Annotated in this window: 14 protein-coding genes; 5 read left to right on the top strand and 9 right to left on the bottom strand. The window is 67.5% G+C overall.

The window, feature by feature from the left end:
• The first annotated feature begins 42 nt into the window (after nucleotides 1–42).
• Complete coding sequence (locus ACWDV4_RS17810; RefSeq protein WP_449979952.1) at nucleotides 43–366, top strand: ArsR/SmtB family transcription factor; 324 nt, start codon at nucleotides 43–45, stop codon at nucleotides 364–366.
• The gene (locus ACWDV4_RS17805) at nucleotides 366–752 is read left to right on the top strand and encodes a VOC family protein (protein ID WP_449979949.1); all 387 of its coding nucleotides are present in this window, start codon (nucleotides 366–368) and stop codon (nucleotides 750–752) included. The genes ACWDV4_RS17810 and ACWDV4_RS17805 overlap by 1 nt, the downstream gene beginning before the upstream one ends.
• Before the next feature lie 56 nt (nucleotides 753–808).
• Here the strand turns inward: ACWDV4_RS17805 and ACWDV4_RS17800 are convergent, their stop codons facing one another.
• The 4 genes from ACWDV4_RS17800 to ACWDV4_RS17785 form a co-directional block, all read right to left on the bottom strand.
• A complete protein-coding gene (locus ACWDV4_RS17800; RefSeq protein ID WP_449979947.1) occupies nucleotides 809–1,615 on the bottom strand; it encodes an inositol monophosphatase family protein in 807 nt (268 codons plus the stop codon).
• A gap of 121 nt (nucleotides 1,616–1,736) precedes the next feature.
• Complete coding sequence (locus tag ACWDV4_RS17795) at nucleotides 1,737–2,723, bottom strand: hypothetical protein (RefSeq protein WP_449979945.1); 987 nt, start codon at nucleotides 2,721–2,723, stop codon at nucleotides 1,737–1,739.
• A 100-nt stretch (nucleotides 2,724–2,823) separates the two neighbouring features.
• Nucleotides 2,824–3,486 (bottom strand): TOPRIM nucleotidyl transferase/hydrolase domain-containing protein, encoded by a 663-nt coding sequence (locus ACWDV4_RS17790; protein WP_449979942.1) that lies wholly within the window; start codon nucleotides 3,484–3,486, stop codon nucleotides 2,824–2,826.
• 152 nt (nucleotides 3,487–3,638) lie between these two features.
• On the bottom strand, nucleotides 3,639–4,247 hold the full coding sequence (locus ACWDV4_RS17785; RefSeq protein ID WP_449979939.1) for a TetR/AcrR family transcriptional regulator: 609 nt from the start codon (nucleotides 4,245–4,247) through the stop codon (nucleotides 3,639–3,641).
• A gap of 67 nt (nucleotides 4,248–4,314) precedes the next feature.
• Between ACWDV4_RS17785 and ACWDV4_RS17780 the strand changes: the two genes are divergently transcribed.
• On the top strand, nucleotides 4,315–5,166 hold the full coding sequence (locus ACWDV4_RS17780) for an NmrA family NAD(P)-binding protein (RefSeq protein ID WP_449979937.1): 852 nt from the start codon (nucleotides 4,315–4,317) through the stop codon (nucleotides 5,164–5,166).
• A 67-nt stretch (nucleotides 5,167–5,233) separates the two neighbouring features.
• Here the strand turns inward: ACWDV4_RS17780 and ACWDV4_RS17775 are convergent, their stop codons facing one another.
• Together ACWDV4_RS17775 and ACWDV4_RS17770 are read right to left on the bottom strand one after the other, a co-directional pair.
• On the bottom strand, nucleotides 5,234–5,635 hold the full coding sequence (locus tag ACWDV4_RS17775) for a carboxymuconolactone decarboxylase family protein (RefSeq protein WP_449979934.1): 402 nt from the start codon (nucleotides 5,633–5,635) through the stop codon (nucleotides 5,234–5,236).
• Nucleotides 5,636–5,672: 37 nt separating this feature from the next.
• Nucleotides 5,673–6,605 carry an ABC transporter ATP-binding protein gene (locus tag ACWDV4_RS17770; protein ID WP_449979931.1) on the bottom strand — a complete coding sequence of 311 codons (933 nt, stop codon included), beginning with the start codon at nucleotides 6,603–6,605 and terminating at the stop codon, nucleotides 5,673–5,675.
• Nucleotides 6,606–6,774: 169 nt separating this feature from the next.
• Between ACWDV4_RS17770 and ACWDV4_RS17765 the strand changes: the two genes are divergently transcribed.
• Nucleotides 6,775–7,848, top strand: coding sequence for a sugar phosphate isomerase/epimerase family protein (locus tag ACWDV4_RS17765; protein ID WP_449979929.1), 1,074 nt, complete (start codon nucleotides 6,775–6,777; stop codon nucleotides 7,846–7,848).
• Between the two features lie 84 nt (nucleotides 7,849–7,932).
• On the opposite strand, the gene ACWDV4_RS17760 is transcribed toward ACWDV4_RS17765, so the two are convergent.
• From ACWDV4_RS17760 to ACWDV4_RS17750, 3 genes are all read right to left on the bottom strand, one after another.
• Nucleotides 7,933–8,478, bottom strand: a complete 546-nt coding sequence (locus tag ACWDV4_RS17760; protein WP_449979928.1) for a hypothetical protein — start codon at nucleotides 8,476–8,478, stop codon at nucleotides 7,933–7,935.
• Between the two features lie 3 nt (nucleotides 8,479–8,481).
• Nucleotides 8,482–10,356 carry a DNA primase gene (gene dnaG, locus ACWDV4_RS17755; RefSeq protein WP_449980081.1) on the bottom strand — a complete coding sequence of 625 codons (1,875 nt, stop codon included), beginning with the start codon at nucleotides 10,354–10,356 and terminating at the stop codon, nucleotides 8,482–8,484.
• Nucleotides 10,357–10,497: 141 nt separating this feature from the next.
• Nucleotides 10,498–11,739: a phospholipase D-like domain-containing protein gene (locus ACWDV4_RS17750; protein WP_449979926.1), complete on the bottom strand. Its 1,242-nt coding sequence runs from the start codon at nucleotides 11,737–11,739 to the stop codon at nucleotides 10,498–10,500.
• Nucleotides 11,740–11,982: 243 nt separating this feature from the next.
• Between ACWDV4_RS17750 and ACWDV4_RS17745 the strand changes: the two genes are divergently transcribed.
• The gene (locus ACWDV4_RS17745) at nucleotides 11,983–14,184 is read left to right on the top strand and encodes an MMPL family transporter (RefSeq protein WP_449979923.1); all 2,202 of its coding nucleotides are present in this window, start codon (nucleotides 11,983–11,985) and stop codon (nucleotides 14,182–14,184) included.
• Nucleotides 14,185–14,217: the final 33 nt, after the last annotated feature.

The following is a 14,217-nucleotide window of genomic DNA, read 5'->3' as shown; positions in this document are numbered from 1 at the left end:
TCAGCCTTGATAGGCAAGTCCACACTTGCCTATCATCGTGTGGTGGGTCACAGCGCCGAACCTGAACGCGACACCGCCCGAGAGGGTGACGTGTTCAAAGCACTGGCCGACCCGACCCGCCGAAGGATCCTCGACGAGCTGGCGGAGCGTGATGGCCAGACGCTGTTCGAGATCTGTTCCCGACTGACCATGAAGTACCAGCTCGGCTCGTCCCGGCAGGCGATCTCCCAACACCTGGAGGTACTGATCGGGGCAGGCCTGGTCACCAGCCACCGCGAGGGCCGTTACAAGTTCCACTACATCGACACCAGCCCCCTGGAGCGCCTCACCGATCGTTGGCGCAACCGCGAAACGAAGGAGAACTGATGCGCATCAACCTCACCAGCGTTCTCGTGCACAATCAGGACGAAGCACTGCGGTTCTACACCGAGGTACTGGGCTTCGTGAAGAAGACGGAAATTCCCCTCGGCGAGGCACGCTGGCTCACCGTCGTCTCCCCCGACGATCCGAACGGTTGCGAGTTGGTGCTCGAACCGGACGGGCACCCTGCGGCCAAACCGTTCAAGGAGGCGCTGGTCAACGACGGTATCCCGTACACGTCTTTCGCGGTCGAGGACGTCCGCGCCGAGTTCGAACGACTGAGTGGCCTGGGCGTACGGTTCACCCAGGAGCCTCTGCAAATGGGTACGGTCACCACGGCGGTCTTCGACGACACCTGCGGCAACCTGATCCAGATCGCGCAGGCCACCTGACCGTCCGACTCGTCCCGCGGAATCGTCACTGATGTTGGCTCCGACGCACCATTCGATCAGTCCCCCGCTGCACGCTGGTCCTTGACAAGCGTCAGCAGAGCGGCGTGCGTTTGCTCGTCGGCGGCCACGATGAGGCCGCCGGCACTGGCGTGAAGGGGCTGGCCGTCGATTCCGGTCACCACGCAGCCGGCCGCCTGACCGAGGGCGATGCCGGCCGCGAAATGGACGCTGTCGTGGAGGTGCCGGCCATCGGTTACGTAGGCGGCACGTCGGCCGGCAGCGACCCAAGCCACCGCCAGGGTGGTGGAGAGGACGCGTGGGCGGAACTGTTCGATGAACCGTTGGTCGGCAAGCATCCGGGTGGCCCGGAAAACTCGCTCATTGGGAAACGGCGGGTCGAGATTGACGTCTACCAGACTCGACTCGGCCGACGGGGTGAGTCGCTTGTCCGCGCCGTCACGACGCACGTACGCGCCAGCACCGTCAGTCCAGAACACCTCATTGGCGAACGGGTCCACCGAAGCTGCCGCCACGATCTGCGTCCCGGTTCGCAGAGCAACATTGACCGCAGCCAACATGTTTCGTACGGCGAAGTTCAGCGTCCCGCACAACGGGTCGACCAGCCACTCGCGTCCGTTCCCGCCGGTTCCGGTGCGTCCGCTTTCCTCTCCCACCACGACGTCGTCCGGTCGGGCGGCGTGCAGAACGTCGAGGATGGCCTTCTCGGCTTCGACGTCGGCCGTCGTGGCAAAGTCCCCTCCGGACTTCTCGAACCGAGTCAGCGACGTCCCGTAATGGGAACGCACGACGGCAGCCCCGGCATCGGCCGCTTCGATGACCAGTTCTCGGTCGTTGATCGACATGACGCACACGATAGGTGCCAAGCAGGCAGGCACCCAAGACTGCAAGATCCAAGCCGGGGCCAGCGGATATCCGCTCGTGCCGCCGAAAGTGCAGCTTGGTGCGCTCGTTGTCGCGTCCCTATCAGTATTCGTACGGCGGTCGGCCGTCGAGGATCGCGGTAACCGCCGCATCGACCTCTGCTGGGCTGACCCGAGCGTCCAACTGCGCGCGGAGACCAGGGTGGTACTCGTAAAACTCATCAACGTCGACGCCCCGCCCGCGCAGGGTCTCCTCGACCGGCCAATTCCTTCCTACGCGATCGGCAAGGATTCGCAGCGCCAGGTCCACGTCGACCGGGGGAAAAGTAAGGTCCTCGACGCAGGCGAGCTGATGGCGGGGGTCGTCGGCCCAGAACTCCAGCTCCCAGCCGGGCCAACGCTGCGGCCACCACTCGGAAAGTCCACGGAGGGCCTCGATACTCCAAAGCCCGGCACGTCGGGCACGGATATCAAGGTGCAGGCCGGCCAGGGGCATCGTGCGGCAGGCGGTAACCGGCTCCTCGGCCGGCAGCACCGTGAGCAGTTCCGGACCTAGCCGCCACGGCTGCTCGGCAGACGCGTCCAGCGCGTAGGCGCGACACCCGGTCTCGTCGGCCACGCTGACGACGTACTTGACCGGCCCGCCCGGCTCCTGTCGACCGTACGGGAACAGCTCGGTGATGAACGGGTCGGTCTCGCGTACCACGCTTCGATCCTCGCCGAGGGCCGCGACGAGGTCGCCGGTCCCGTCGTAGGCCCATTCGATCGTCCAGCCCGGCCAGGTTCGCGAGTACCCGTCGAGCAGCGCAGCACGGAAGGCATAGATTTTCTCGCACTCAAACGGGGACAGGCTGGTGTAGAACAACAGGCGGCGTCGATCCGCGTCGATCAGGAAGGCGTCCGGACAGCTCCGATCGTCGGCCCAACCGTCGTCGCCGTCGTAGTCCTCGTTCAGTGCGCTCAGCCAGCGCAGCACGGCCGCCGGCCCGATCGCGAAGTTGTAGTCGACGCCGTAGGCGACGCTGCCACCCATCGCATATCGCGAAATAACTCCATCGTGGACGATCACAAAACGTACCAGGGTCCCCACCCGGCGCAGCGTACCGCCTGCCGGCCCACGGCTACCGTTCGGTCGATAGCCGTGGGCCGTGGCCGTCGAGCGAGGCCGACTGCCCGGGACGCGAGGCGGATCAAACGGCGGCGAGCAGCGCGTCGAGTGGGCGAGGCAAGACATCCCGGGCAACTGCCACCTCGACCAGCAGCCGGGCGTAGCGCAGCTTGCGGCGCGAGCCGCTACTCAGAAACCGCCGCATCTGCGCTTCGAGATGCCGTCCGCGCCAGGCGGGTTGGCTCTGCAACGAGCGGAACGACCCGAGGTCGCCCTGCGAGTCGAAGACGGCTTCGACCTCTGTGGTGCCCACGGCACGGAGCAGCTCGTCCTCCAGATCGTCGACGCAGACGTAGAACCCGAGCTGTTCCATATCGGCGCGGGTGGGAATTGAGCCGACCTGGGCGGCGAGGCCGCGCCGGAATAGCTCCTCCTCCCGCAGGTCGCACAGGCCGGCAAGTCGTACCCGGGTGCCAAGCGGGCCCAACCCAGCCAGGAAGTGGCCGATCGCGTGTGCGCCGTTGATCGGTACGATCACGATCCGCTCCGCCGCAAGGTCCCGGCCCCGACCTACGGCGGCTGTTTCCAGTGCGATCTGGTCGCTGACGCCCTCGACGAGCACCATGGCCACAGCGTCGTCGACCTTCGCGAGGGCACGGGCCATCGCCAGGGTCGTAGCATCGGGGCCACTGGCGTAGCCATCGAGCGCCCGATGAGCAAGCTCGCGGCGTTCGGTGACATTCATGGTGGCTCCCGGTCTGGCTCTCGCACGGGTCTTCGTCGGGCGGTGTGCCATCCGCAGCGGACATGTCGGCCCGTCGGGTCGGGTCGGGTCGTGGCCGTGGCCGTGGCCGTGGCCGCAATCATCGGCGATACACGTATCTGCTGGCCAGGGATTTAACGACGGCTCAACTCGCCGTCCTCCGGCCGTAGACCGCTGAAGATGACCGACGCCAGTCGGTCGGCGTGCCCGGGGTCGGACTGGTTGCCGTACAGCCAGGCCGCCGCACTGATGAGGGCGAAGACGTCGTCCGCCGAAACATCGGCCCGGATCACCTCGGCCGCTCGGGCCCGTTCGACCAGTGCACCACCGGCTTCCGACATCCGTTTGCACGCCTGGTGCAGCGCGGACGTCTCGTCGTCGAGGCTGCCCAACATCTGGTCGGCCAGTCCACTGTAGGTCGCACCGTGCTCGGCGACGGCCCGCATCCACCGGTCGAGTGCCTCGCCGGGCGGGGCGGACCGGTCGGCCAGGAGTTCGTCGCCCAGGGCGAAAATGGCGTCCTGCCGGTCGGACAGCAACGCCATCAGCAGGGCGTGGCGGTTGGGAAAGTGGGCGTAGAGCGTACCGATGGCGACCTTCGCGCGACGGGCGATCTGCTCCAGCGAGGCCTGGGTGCCCTGCTCCCGCAGGACCGCCTCGGCCTCGGCCAACAGCCGTTCGCGGTTACGCCGTGCGTCGGCGCGTGGACGCCGTACCGGCGTCGATCGTAATGAGTCCGACATAACTTGAGCAGTCCTCGACTTATTGCTAGCTTCTTGAGGGCACCTCATCTTACTTCGGAGGAAACTCATGATCCTGGTGACCGGAGCGACCGGCACGATCGGTCGACACCTGGTACGGGCACTCGACGACGCCGGAGCGTCGTTCCGGGCTCTGGTACGCGACGAGGCCAAGGGCAGGAAGCTGGGCTGCGACTTCATCGTGGGGGACCTCGACGAGCCAGCATCCGTGTCGGCCGCGCTGAAGGGCGTCGACCGCCTGCTGCTCAACAGTGGGGGTGCGCTCCCGGTTGCCGGACCGCAACCGATGGTCCGGCAACAGATCGCCGCCATCGATGCGGCCCACGCAGCTGGCGTCACCCAACTGGTGAAGGTGTCGGCGTGGCAGCCCAGCCCCGAGGCGAAACTGTCGGTACGGGCACACTGGGAGATCGAACAGCACCTCCACAGGTCCGGCCTGACCTGGTCGACCATGCAACCCACCGGCTACATGCAAAACTTCTTCACTGGCGAGGGCGGCTTCGCTGGCGACAACGCCGTGGCGGGGCCGTACGGCGAGGGCCGGGTCGCCTACATCGACGCCTACGACATCGCTGCCTGCGCGGCCGTACTGTTGACCAGGGATCCCGAGGCTGCCGGCACGGTCTACCCGCTCACCGGCCCGGAGGCGCTGACGCACCGGGAGATCGCGGCGAAGATCGGCGCAACCTTCCGGGACCTGTCCCCTGCCGAGGCGGCCGACGACCTGCGGGCGAAAGGCCTGCCCGACTGGTTCGTGGCAGACCTGTTGTGGCTCTACGCGGACATGGCATCCGGCGGCATGTCCGAGGTGACCCCGACGGTACGGGAACTGACCGGGCGGGCACCCCGCACGTTCGACGAGTTCCTGGCGGCAAACGAAGTGCCCACCGCAACCCGCTGACTGATCAGACCCGGCCGGCAGCGGAGTCGGAGTAGCCCAGCTCAGTCCACCTGTGTTCGCCCGGCTGCTACGGGCGGACCGGGAGCAGGTTGCGCTCGGCGAAGACCTTCTTGGCGACGAGGGTGGCGTTGACCGCCCGAGGCACACCGCAGTACACCACCGACTGCAACAGCGCCTCGACGATTTCGGCGGGCGTCAGGCCGGCGTTGAGCGCACCGTTGACATGCACCTCGAGCTGGGCCTCGGCCCCACCGAGACCGGTGAGTATGCCGAGGGTCAACAACTCCCGGTCGCGGCGCGGCAGTTCGGGCCGGACGTAGAGGTCCCCGTATGACCAGGCGACGGATCGGTGGCTGAGCTCGGGCGAGATGTCGGCGAGGGCATCGAGGAGCCGCTGCCCGGCACCGCCGTCGGCCTGCTGTAGGGCCGCCAGGCCACGCTCGTACTGTTCGTCGCCATCAGTGGTCATGGTCGTGCCGATACCCGAGGCTTTACCGGATAAACGACTAATCCACCAACGTACGGCCGGTGAGGTGCAGGAACACGTCCTCCAGGCTGCTGCGCCGGACCAGCACGCTGGCCGGGATCAGCGCCCGCTCGTGCACCTGCGCCACGGCGGCATCGCCGTCGGCGACGTACAGCAGGATCCGGTCGGGCAGCACCTCGGTCCGCGTACCGATGCCGGCCAGCTTGCCGGCGAAGTCTTCCTGGGACTCGGCGGCGAACCGCAGCTCGACCACCTCGCGAGTCGAGTAGCGCTCGATCAGGGCCCGGGGTGAGCCCTCGGCCACGATCCGCCCGCCGTCCATCACGACCAGCCGGTCGCAGAGCTGCTCGGCCTCGTCCATGTAGTGCGTGGTCAGCACCAGCGTGACGCCCTGCTGCTTGAGCCGGAACAGCCGTTCCCAGACCAGATGCCGGGCCTGCGGGTCGAGCCCGGTGGTCGGCTCGTCGAGCAGCACCATCTCCGGCTCGTTGACCAGGGCCCGAGCGATGGTCAGGCGGCGCTTCATGCCGCCGGAGAGCGGCTCCACCTTGCTGTCGGCCCGGTCGGTCAGCTGTACGAAGTCCAACAGCTCGCCTGCGCGGGCGCGGGCCACCTTGCGCGGGATGCCGAAGTAGCGGGCGAAGGTGGTCAGGTTTTCCCGGACGGTCAACTCCGGATCGAGGCTGTCATGCTGTGGACAGACGCCAAGCCGGGCCCGGATCGCCGGCCCGTCGCGACGCGGGTCCATCCCCAGGATGGTCAGCTCGCCGTCGGTCGGTGGTGAGACGCAGCCGATCATGCGCATGGTCGAACTCTTGCCGGCCCCGTTCGGGCCGAGGAAGCCGAACGCCTCCCCCGCCGGTACGTCGATGTCGATCCCGTCGACAGCGGTGAAGTCGCCGAAGCGTTTCACCAACCCCCGCGCTCGGATGAGAGGTCGATCGGTCGTCACGGGACGACCCTAGCCGGGACGTCCGACTTGTCCCACTGGGTTTCCCGAGCTTTCGACGGCACCAACAAAAGCTTGGCAACATATCGATGGAACTTCAATTCATCAAGCTCTATCTTTTGGCTCATCCTGCGGGTACGGTCCGGCTCAGGATCGAGCCAGGAGGGAAGTAATGGGCACAGGAGACACCCCCACCCCGCACGCCAACCCCTGGAGCCGGCGCGGATTCCTCGGCCTCTCCGCCTGCGCGGCAGCCAGTGCGATCTCCATCGCCGGCCCGTTCACCGGCGTGGCCGAGGCACAGGCCGAGGCACCGGCCGACAGCGCGGTACGCGACCACCGGGGCAACCGACTCCCGGTCGGAAAGATCGGCATCCAGCTCTACTCCGTACGCAGCGACCCCGCACCCTTCGCGGAAAAGCTGCCCATCCTTGCCGCACTCGGCTTCAAGGAGATCGAGTTCGCAGGCTACGGCGTGGGCAACCCGTCCGACGCCGACATCCGCGCGATCCGGCAGATCCTCGACGACAACGGGTTACGCGCGGTCGGCTCACACGTCGGCTTCGGCGCGTTCTGGAACGACCTGACCCGGCAACTCGACATAGCCGAGATGTTGGGCATGAAGCACGTCGGCACCGCCGAGGCACCGACCGGCAGCCGCTACCGGGCCGACTGGCGGGCGGCGGCCGACCGCTACAACGCCGTCGGCGGGGCGGCCAAGGCCCGAGGGCTGAAGTTCTACCAGCACAACCACGACGGCGAATACAACTTCCTGCTCGACGCCGGGCCGCTGGACGACGCCGGTCGACCGACCCGATCCAGCGGAGTACGCGGGCTCGAATACTTCTTCGACCTGACCGAGCCCGACCTCGTCCACTTCGAGATGGACATCTTCTGGGCCTACCAGGCACAGGTGCGGTTCAAGACGTACGTCGACGAGCACGGAAACAGCCGTACCGACGTCTTCGACCCGATCCGTACCCTCAGCCGACGGCAGGAACGTTTCCCGCTGTTCCACGTCAAGGACGGCGTACTCAACGCCGAAGGCACCAGCCTGTCGATGACCGAGTTCGGCGTACCCGGCGGCTACGTGCCGTTCGAACGCTTCTTCAAGAGCCTGCGTTCAATCGGCCAGCATCACTACATCTGGGAACATGACAACGCCGGCTCGACCCCGCCCGAGCAGGGCGGCGTCTACGGCGCGGCAGAACGCAGCTACGACAACATGTTGGCGCTGCGCTTCTGATAACCCCGAACCGCCACGCGGCCAGCAGCCGATGACGCGAACTCAGTCGTCAATGACGGGACGTCAATAGTCGGTGACGCGACGTCAGTCGTCGGTGCTGGCCGCGTTCCGGGCGGTCGCCACCAGCGCAGCGGTCTGCGCGACCACCGTCTCGTCGTCGATCGCCGTACCGGGGTCGTAGCGCACCGTCCAGGTCAGACCGTCGACGCCGCTGACCCGACGGGCGGCCACCCGGACGCCCCCACCGGCAAGCTGATGATGCGCGGTGTACGCCACCGAGCGGGTCACCCGGGCTCGTACGTGGTGCGGCACCTCCCCCGGATCGGGCAGCAGGTAGGTGCGGAACGGTCGGTCGGCGAGGACCCGGTAGTCGTCCCGATCCTCGACCAGCTCGGCCGGGGTGACCACCAACTCCCGCCCGGTCCAGGTGGCCTTGTGGATGTCGTGCCACCCCAGCCGCTGCTGCTCGTCGGGGAGCCAAAGCCCGTAGTTGGTCGCCACGACGACCTTGCCACCGTCGGTGGCCTTGTTACCCTCGGCGACCGACGCCCAGGCGAGCACCCGTTCGTCCCGGTCGAGCGGAGGCCGACGGTCGGCCGGCAGCTTGGGCCGGCGGTTGAAGATACCCATCAGCTACAGCCCTCCCGCCGCCTGGTCCCGCAGCGCCCGCGCGTGCTGCTCCAGGGAGAGCAGCTCACCGAAGAGCGCGAAGTATTCGTCCTTGTTGGCCACCGGGTTGACCCGCTGCACCTTCGATTTGAGGTTGGCGATCCGGCTGCTGACCGCACCCAACTCCAGCCGGGCCAGGGTGATCGAGACGTAGCGCGGGTCCGGCTCGCCGTCGAGGCGCAGCGGCTCGACCGCCAGCTCGGTCACCAGCGCCTGGGCGGCCAGGTCGGTGCAGGCATCCTGGAGCTGGCCGATCCAGACCGCCCCGCCGGTCGCCGCTGCCGCCCCGCCGGCCTCGGCCACCGCCTGCCGCACCACCACATGTACGGGGTGCAGGTAGACCTCCGACCCGAGCGCGTCGAACATCGGGCCGGCCAGCACCGGCACCTGGATGGCGAGCTTCAACGCCTCCCGTTCGACCTGCGACTGCGGGTTGTCCACGATCGGTGCGGCGGGGCTCGGCCGGGCCGGTTGGGCGGGCTTGTCCCCGGGGGTGCCCTTGGTCGGGGCGGCAGCGGCGGCCAGCACCGCCCGCTGCACCGGTTCGATCTCCATCCCGAGGTCGCCGGCGAGCTTGCGTACGTACTCCGGGCGTTTGTCCCGGTCCTTGAGCTTGGCCACCAGTGGCGCGGCCCGACGCATCGCCTCGACCCGGCCATCGACGGTGTCCAGGTCGTACCGGCTGAGCACCTGGCGCAGCGCGAAGTCGACCAGCGGCTCGCGGCGGGCGACCAGGTCGCGCACGGCCATGTCGCCCTTGGCCAGCCGCAGGTCACAGGGGTCCATGTTGTCCGGGCTGACCGCGATGAAGGTACGACCGACGAAGCGCTGATCTTCCTCGAAGGCCCGGAGCGCCGCCTTCTGCCCGGCGGCGTCTCCGTCGAAGGTGAAGATGATCTCGCCGGCCACGGCGTCGGTGTCCATCAGCAACCGGCGCAGTACGCCGATGTGGTCGGTGCCGAAGGCGGTGCCGCAGGTCGCCACGGCGGTCGGTACGCCGGCCAGGTGGCAGGCCATCACGTCGGTGTAGCCCTCGACGATGACCGCCCGCCCCTGCTTGGCGATCTCCCGTTTGGCCTGGTCGACACCGTAGAGCACGTGCGACTTCTTGTAGATCGGCGTCTCGGGGGTGTTGAGGTATTTCGGGCCGTCGTCGGTGTCGAAGAGCTTCCGGGCACCGAAGCCGATCACGTCGCCGGTCAGTTCCCGGATCGGCCAGAGCAGCCGCCCCCGGAACCGGTCGATAAGCGAGCCAGAGCGTGCCTCGCGGGCCAGGCCGGCGGTGATCAACTCCGGGGCGGTGAAGCCTTTCTGCCGTAGGTGCCGGGTCAACTGGTCCCAGGCGTTCGGTGCGAACCCGCAGGAGTAGCGCTCGGCGGCGGCCCGGTCGAAGCCGCGCTGGGCGAGGAACTCCCGGGCCGGCCGGGCCTCGGCGGTGCCGAGCTGGCCGGCGTAGAACTCGACCGCGGCGGCGTGCGCGGCGACCAGGCGCTGCTTCTGACCGGGCTGTTGACGGGCCGGGGCGGAGCCGGACTCGATGTAACGCAGCTGAATGCCGGCCCGACCGGCGAGCCGTTCGACCGACTCGATGAAGGTCAGGTGCTCGGCGTCCATCAGGAACTTGATCGCATCGCCACCGGACCCACAGCCGTGGCAAAAGTAGACATTTCGGGCAGGCGCCACGGTGAACGAGGGAGTCTTCTCGTCGTGGAACGGGCACAGGCCCTTGAGGTTGCCGCCGCCGGCCGACTTCAGAGTGACGGTCTCGGAGATCACATCGGCGATCGAGGTGCGCTCACGAACCAGCGCGATGTCCTCGTCTCGAACCCGGCCCGCCATCTTCGCCACCCCCTCCGGCGTACATCCTGCCCTGCCCGACAGCACCCGAGGCCGCCGGGGGCAGGCTCGCCGCCCGGATGTTAGGAAGGGCCCCTTCCTAGGCAAAATCCGATAACAAGGGGCCCTTCCTAACGCGGGCCGTCAGTAGACACAGCTCCCGTTGTCCGGGTTCACGCACTTGGCCCGCGACCAGAGCGTGGCGAAGTTGGCCCGGTAGTCGGCCGAGACGGTGGGATGTTCGATCTTGACGAACGTCTCGTCGTGATTGCGCAGCGCTGGCCCGGTCAGGTTGTGCGAGCCGGTGAAGACGATGGTCCGGCCGGGGGTGCCGTTGTAGTTGCCCTTGACGACCAGGTACTTGGAGTGCACGGTGACGATCCGACCGTCGTAGTTGTCGCTCTCCGCGTCGTAGTACTTCTTCATCGCCACGTTGGCCGAGCCCTGCAGCGTGCGGTGAACATCCGTGCCCATGCTGCCGTAGACGATCCGGACCTGGCAGCCGAGCCGGGCGATCCGCAGCAGCTCGCTGGCGATCACGGTACGAGGATCGGTGAACATCGCCTGGGCCACCTCGACCGAGCAGCCGCTCTCGTACGTGGTCACGTAGCTGAGCACGTTGCCTACCGTGTCGCCGCTGGCCCGGGGCGAGTGGTAGAGCGTCACCGCCGTGTTCGGCGACTTGTAGTAACCATCGGCGGCGGTGAAGAAGTCGTTGTCCTTGCGCTGCGCCCGCATCTCGTTGAAGTAGCGGGTGAAGTGGTCGTAGAGGTCATAGTCCTCGTGCACCACCACCGCGTTATTGAACAGGTTGTTCTGGGAAAAGGTCAGGTTCTGCGAGGCCAGCAGGACGACCCGCTTCTTCGTCCCCGACGTCGAGAAAGTGAAGAACTTGTTGTGGTTGATCGAGTTGCTGAAGTTCGCCACGCACCCGCTGGATCCGGCCACCGAGGACGAGGAGCTTCCGCAGAAGACCAGGTCGTCGAGGTTCGCCGCCTTGAGGGTACGGATGGCGGCGTTGTCCGGGTCGAGGTTGACGTTGCCGGCACCCTCCCGGTCGATCACCAGTCGGACCACGACGCCTCGCGCCGCCGCCCGAGCCAACGCCTCGGCGACCACCGGCGAGGTCCAGCTGAACATCGCACCCCGGATGTAGGAGCCGGCCGGTACGGCGTCGGTCAACGCGACGATCTCGTCCTCGATCGTCCGGTCCCGGGTCCCGTTCTCGGTCGGGACGTTGAACCGGGTGTACGCGGAGAACGTCGCCGCGGCCTCGACTGTCATGGCCGCCGGAGCCGAAGCCGAAGCGGTCGGGGCAGCCGAAGCGGTCGGGGCGGCGGCGACCGCGACCAGTACGGCCGCCACCGCACCGAGCAGTCTTCGCATTTGGCGTTTTCTATATGACATGCCTCGTGTCTACGGCAGGGGCACACACCACGGCAAGTACGACGTACGACCACCGGTCTCCGCCACCTCAGCGGAGCTGGCTGACAGGAGGCGGCGCAGTTTCGCAACGTAACGTTTCTACCCAGCCACATCCCCTTCGGTCGACAACTCGGCACAGCACACGTCAAACCGCAACAAACGCGCTACCTGCCATAGAATGGGACAATTTCCATGCTGACCGCCTTGGGCAAGTTAGTTGCCCAATCTCGGACCCGAGCCCTGCTGGTCGTGGGCATCTGGATCCTGCTCGCTGCGCTCGTACCACGTCTGACTCCGACCCTCGACGAGGTCAAAGAGGACAGCGGGTCCAACGCCCCGCCGCCCAGCGCCGAATCCGCCGAAGCCCGAGACCTGCTGCTGGAGAAGTTCCCGGATCAGGACGGCGTGCCCGCGATCATCGTGCTCCGCAACCCGAACGGACTCCAGCCGGCCGATGAGGCCGAGGTGAAGCGGATCAGCGACGCCATGACCGGTCCGGACGCTCCGGAGGGTGTGGCCGGCGCGGTCTCCATCACGACCGTACCGCCGCCGGCCGCGCAGGCCCTGCGCTCCGAGGACGGCACCACCACCACGATCATGGTACCGATCAAGGGGATCCCCAGCAGCGACGAGCGGTTCGGCGAGACCGTCCAGAAGATCCGCGACATCGCGGGCTCGGGCCAGGGTGGGACCGAGATCCGACTCACCGGTCCGGCCGGCATCGCCACCGACGCCACCGAGGTCTTCCGTAACGCCGACTTCATCCTGCTCGGCCTCACCGTGCTGCTGGTGCTCTTCATCCTGCTGGCGATCTACCGATCACCGATGCTGGCCCTGATCCCGCTACTCGGCGTCGGGGTGGCCCTGCAGTTGACGAACGCGGTTGGCGCGGCTCTGGCGGACGCCGGAATCATCAAGATCGACTCTCAGACAGCTTCGATCATGACGGTGCTGCTCTTCGGTGCCGGCACGGACTACGCCCTGTTCGTACTGATGCGGTTCCGCGAGCAGCTAGCCGACACACCGGACCGGTTTGCGGCGATGCGCCTCGCCCTACGTAAGGTCGGCGAACCGGTGATCTCCAGCGCCGGCACGGTCATCCTGGCCCTGTTCACCCTGCTGCTGGCGATCGTCCCCAAGACCCGGGAGTTCGGTTCCTTCCTCGCCCTCGGTGTCTTCTTCGTGCTCCTGGTCAGCCTGACCTTCGTGCCCGCCGCGGTGCTGCTGCTCGGCCGGGCCGCGTTCTGGCCGATGAAGAACGCCGAACGTGTCCCCGGCGAGCGGTCCCTGTGGGGCCGAATCTCCGCCCTGGTGCTACGCCGGCCCGGCCCGGTCGCCGCCAGCACGGTCGCCGTGCTCGGCCTACTCGCCCTCGGCTTCCTCACCTACACCCCGAACGCCAACCTGGTCGCCGATTTCCGTGGCGACACCGACTCGCTGCGCGGACAACAGATCCTCACTCAGGCATTCCCCGGCGGACAGCTCGCCCCCACCACGGTGCTCGTCACAGGCGGCGACCCGACCGCCGGGGCGAACACCATCGGTGCGGCGATCAAAGGAGTCGACGGCGTCAGCCGGGTAGGGGAACCGACCCTCTCTGCCGACGGGCAGGTCGCCCGCTTCCAGGTCATCTACGCCGATGACCCGTACGGCACGCCAGCCCTGGACCGCACCGAGCAGGTACGGGAGGTCGCCAAGGCAGCCCTGCCCAACGGAACGGTCCTGGTCGGCGGAGAGAGCGCCAACGCGCTGGACAACCGGCAGGGCAACCTACGGGACTTCCTGGTCGTGACGGTGGCGATGGCCATACTCATCCTGGTAGTCCTGATCGTGCTGCTCCGCGCGATCCTGGCCCCGCTGGTCCTGCTGATCACCACCGCGCTCTCCCTGCTCTCCGCGCTCGGCGCGACGAGTCTCACCTGGGTGGCGTTCGCCGGTCAGGCCGGCACCAACGATCTGGTACTGCTCTACTGCCTGATCTTCCTGGTCGCGCTCGGCGTCGACTACAACATCCTGCTCGCCAGCCGGATCCGGGAGGAGGTGTCGATACACGGCTACCCGAACGGCATCGGGGTGGCGCTGACCCGTACCGGTGGCGTGATCACCTCAGCCGGGGTGATTCTGGCCGCCACCTTCGCCGTACTGATGACGCAGCCGTTGAACTCGCTGTTGCAGTTCGGGTTCGCCATGGCGGTCGGCATCATGCTCGACACCTTCCTGATCCGGGGTGCCCTGGTCCCGGCACTGTTCCGGCTGATCGGTCCAAGGATCTGGTACCCGAGCCGACTACCGACTACGACTACGGCTTCGGCATCGGAGGCTCCGACGCCGACACAGGTTGCGGATCCGACGACGGAGTCGGCTGCGGACCTGACGCCGGAGCCGGTTGAGGCCCAGCACAAGTAGTGGTGCGACCTCTGCCGGGCCCCGCCCGGCACC

This window comes from Micromonospora sp. NPDC003197 (assembly GCF_053590565.1).
The sequence above is the reverse complement of the archived record's forward strand: the minus strand, read 5'-3'. Positions and strand labels throughout refer to the sequence as shown.

Coding starts and splice junctions, on each gene's coding strand:
- ACWDV4_RS17805 (WP_449979949.1), top strand. CDS start 366: ATGCGCATCAACCTCACCAGCGTTCTCGTGCACAATCAGGACGAAGCA.
- ACWDV4_RS17800 (WP_449979947.1), bottom strand. CDS start 1,615: ATGTCGATCAACGACCGAGAACTGGTCATCGAAGCGGCCGATGCCGGG.
- ACWDV4_RS17790 (WP_449979942.1), bottom strand. CDS start 3,486: ATGAATGTCACCGAACGCCGCGAGCTTGCTCATCGGGCGCTCGATGGC.
- ACWDV4_RS17785 (WP_449979939.1), bottom strand. CDS start 4,247: ATGTCGGACTCATTACGATCGACGCCGGTACGGCGTCCACGCGCCGAC.
- ACWDV4_RS17780 (WP_449979937.1), top strand. CDS start 4,315: ATGATCCTGGTGACCGGAGCGACCGGCACGATCGGTCGACACCTGGTA.
- ACWDV4_RS17775 (WP_449979934.1), bottom strand. CDS start 5,635: ATGACCACTGATGGCGACGAACAGTACGAGCGTGGCCTGGCGGCCCTA.
- ACWDV4_RS17765 (WP_449979929.1), top strand. CDS start 6,775: ATGGGCACAGGAGACACCCCCACCCCGCACGCCAACCCCTGGAGCCGG.
- ACWDV4_RS17760 (WP_449979928.1), bottom strand. CDS start 8,478: ATGGGTATCTTCAACCGCCGGCCCAAGCTGCCGGCCGACCGTCGGCCT.
- dnaG (WP_449980081.1), bottom strand. CDS start 10,356: ATGGCGGGCCGGGTTCGAGACGAGGACATCGCGCTGGTTCGTGAGCGC.
- ACWDV4_RS17750 (WP_449979926.1), bottom strand. CDS start 11,739: ATGCGAAGACTGCTCGGTGCGGTGGCGGCCGTACTGGTCGCGGTCGCC.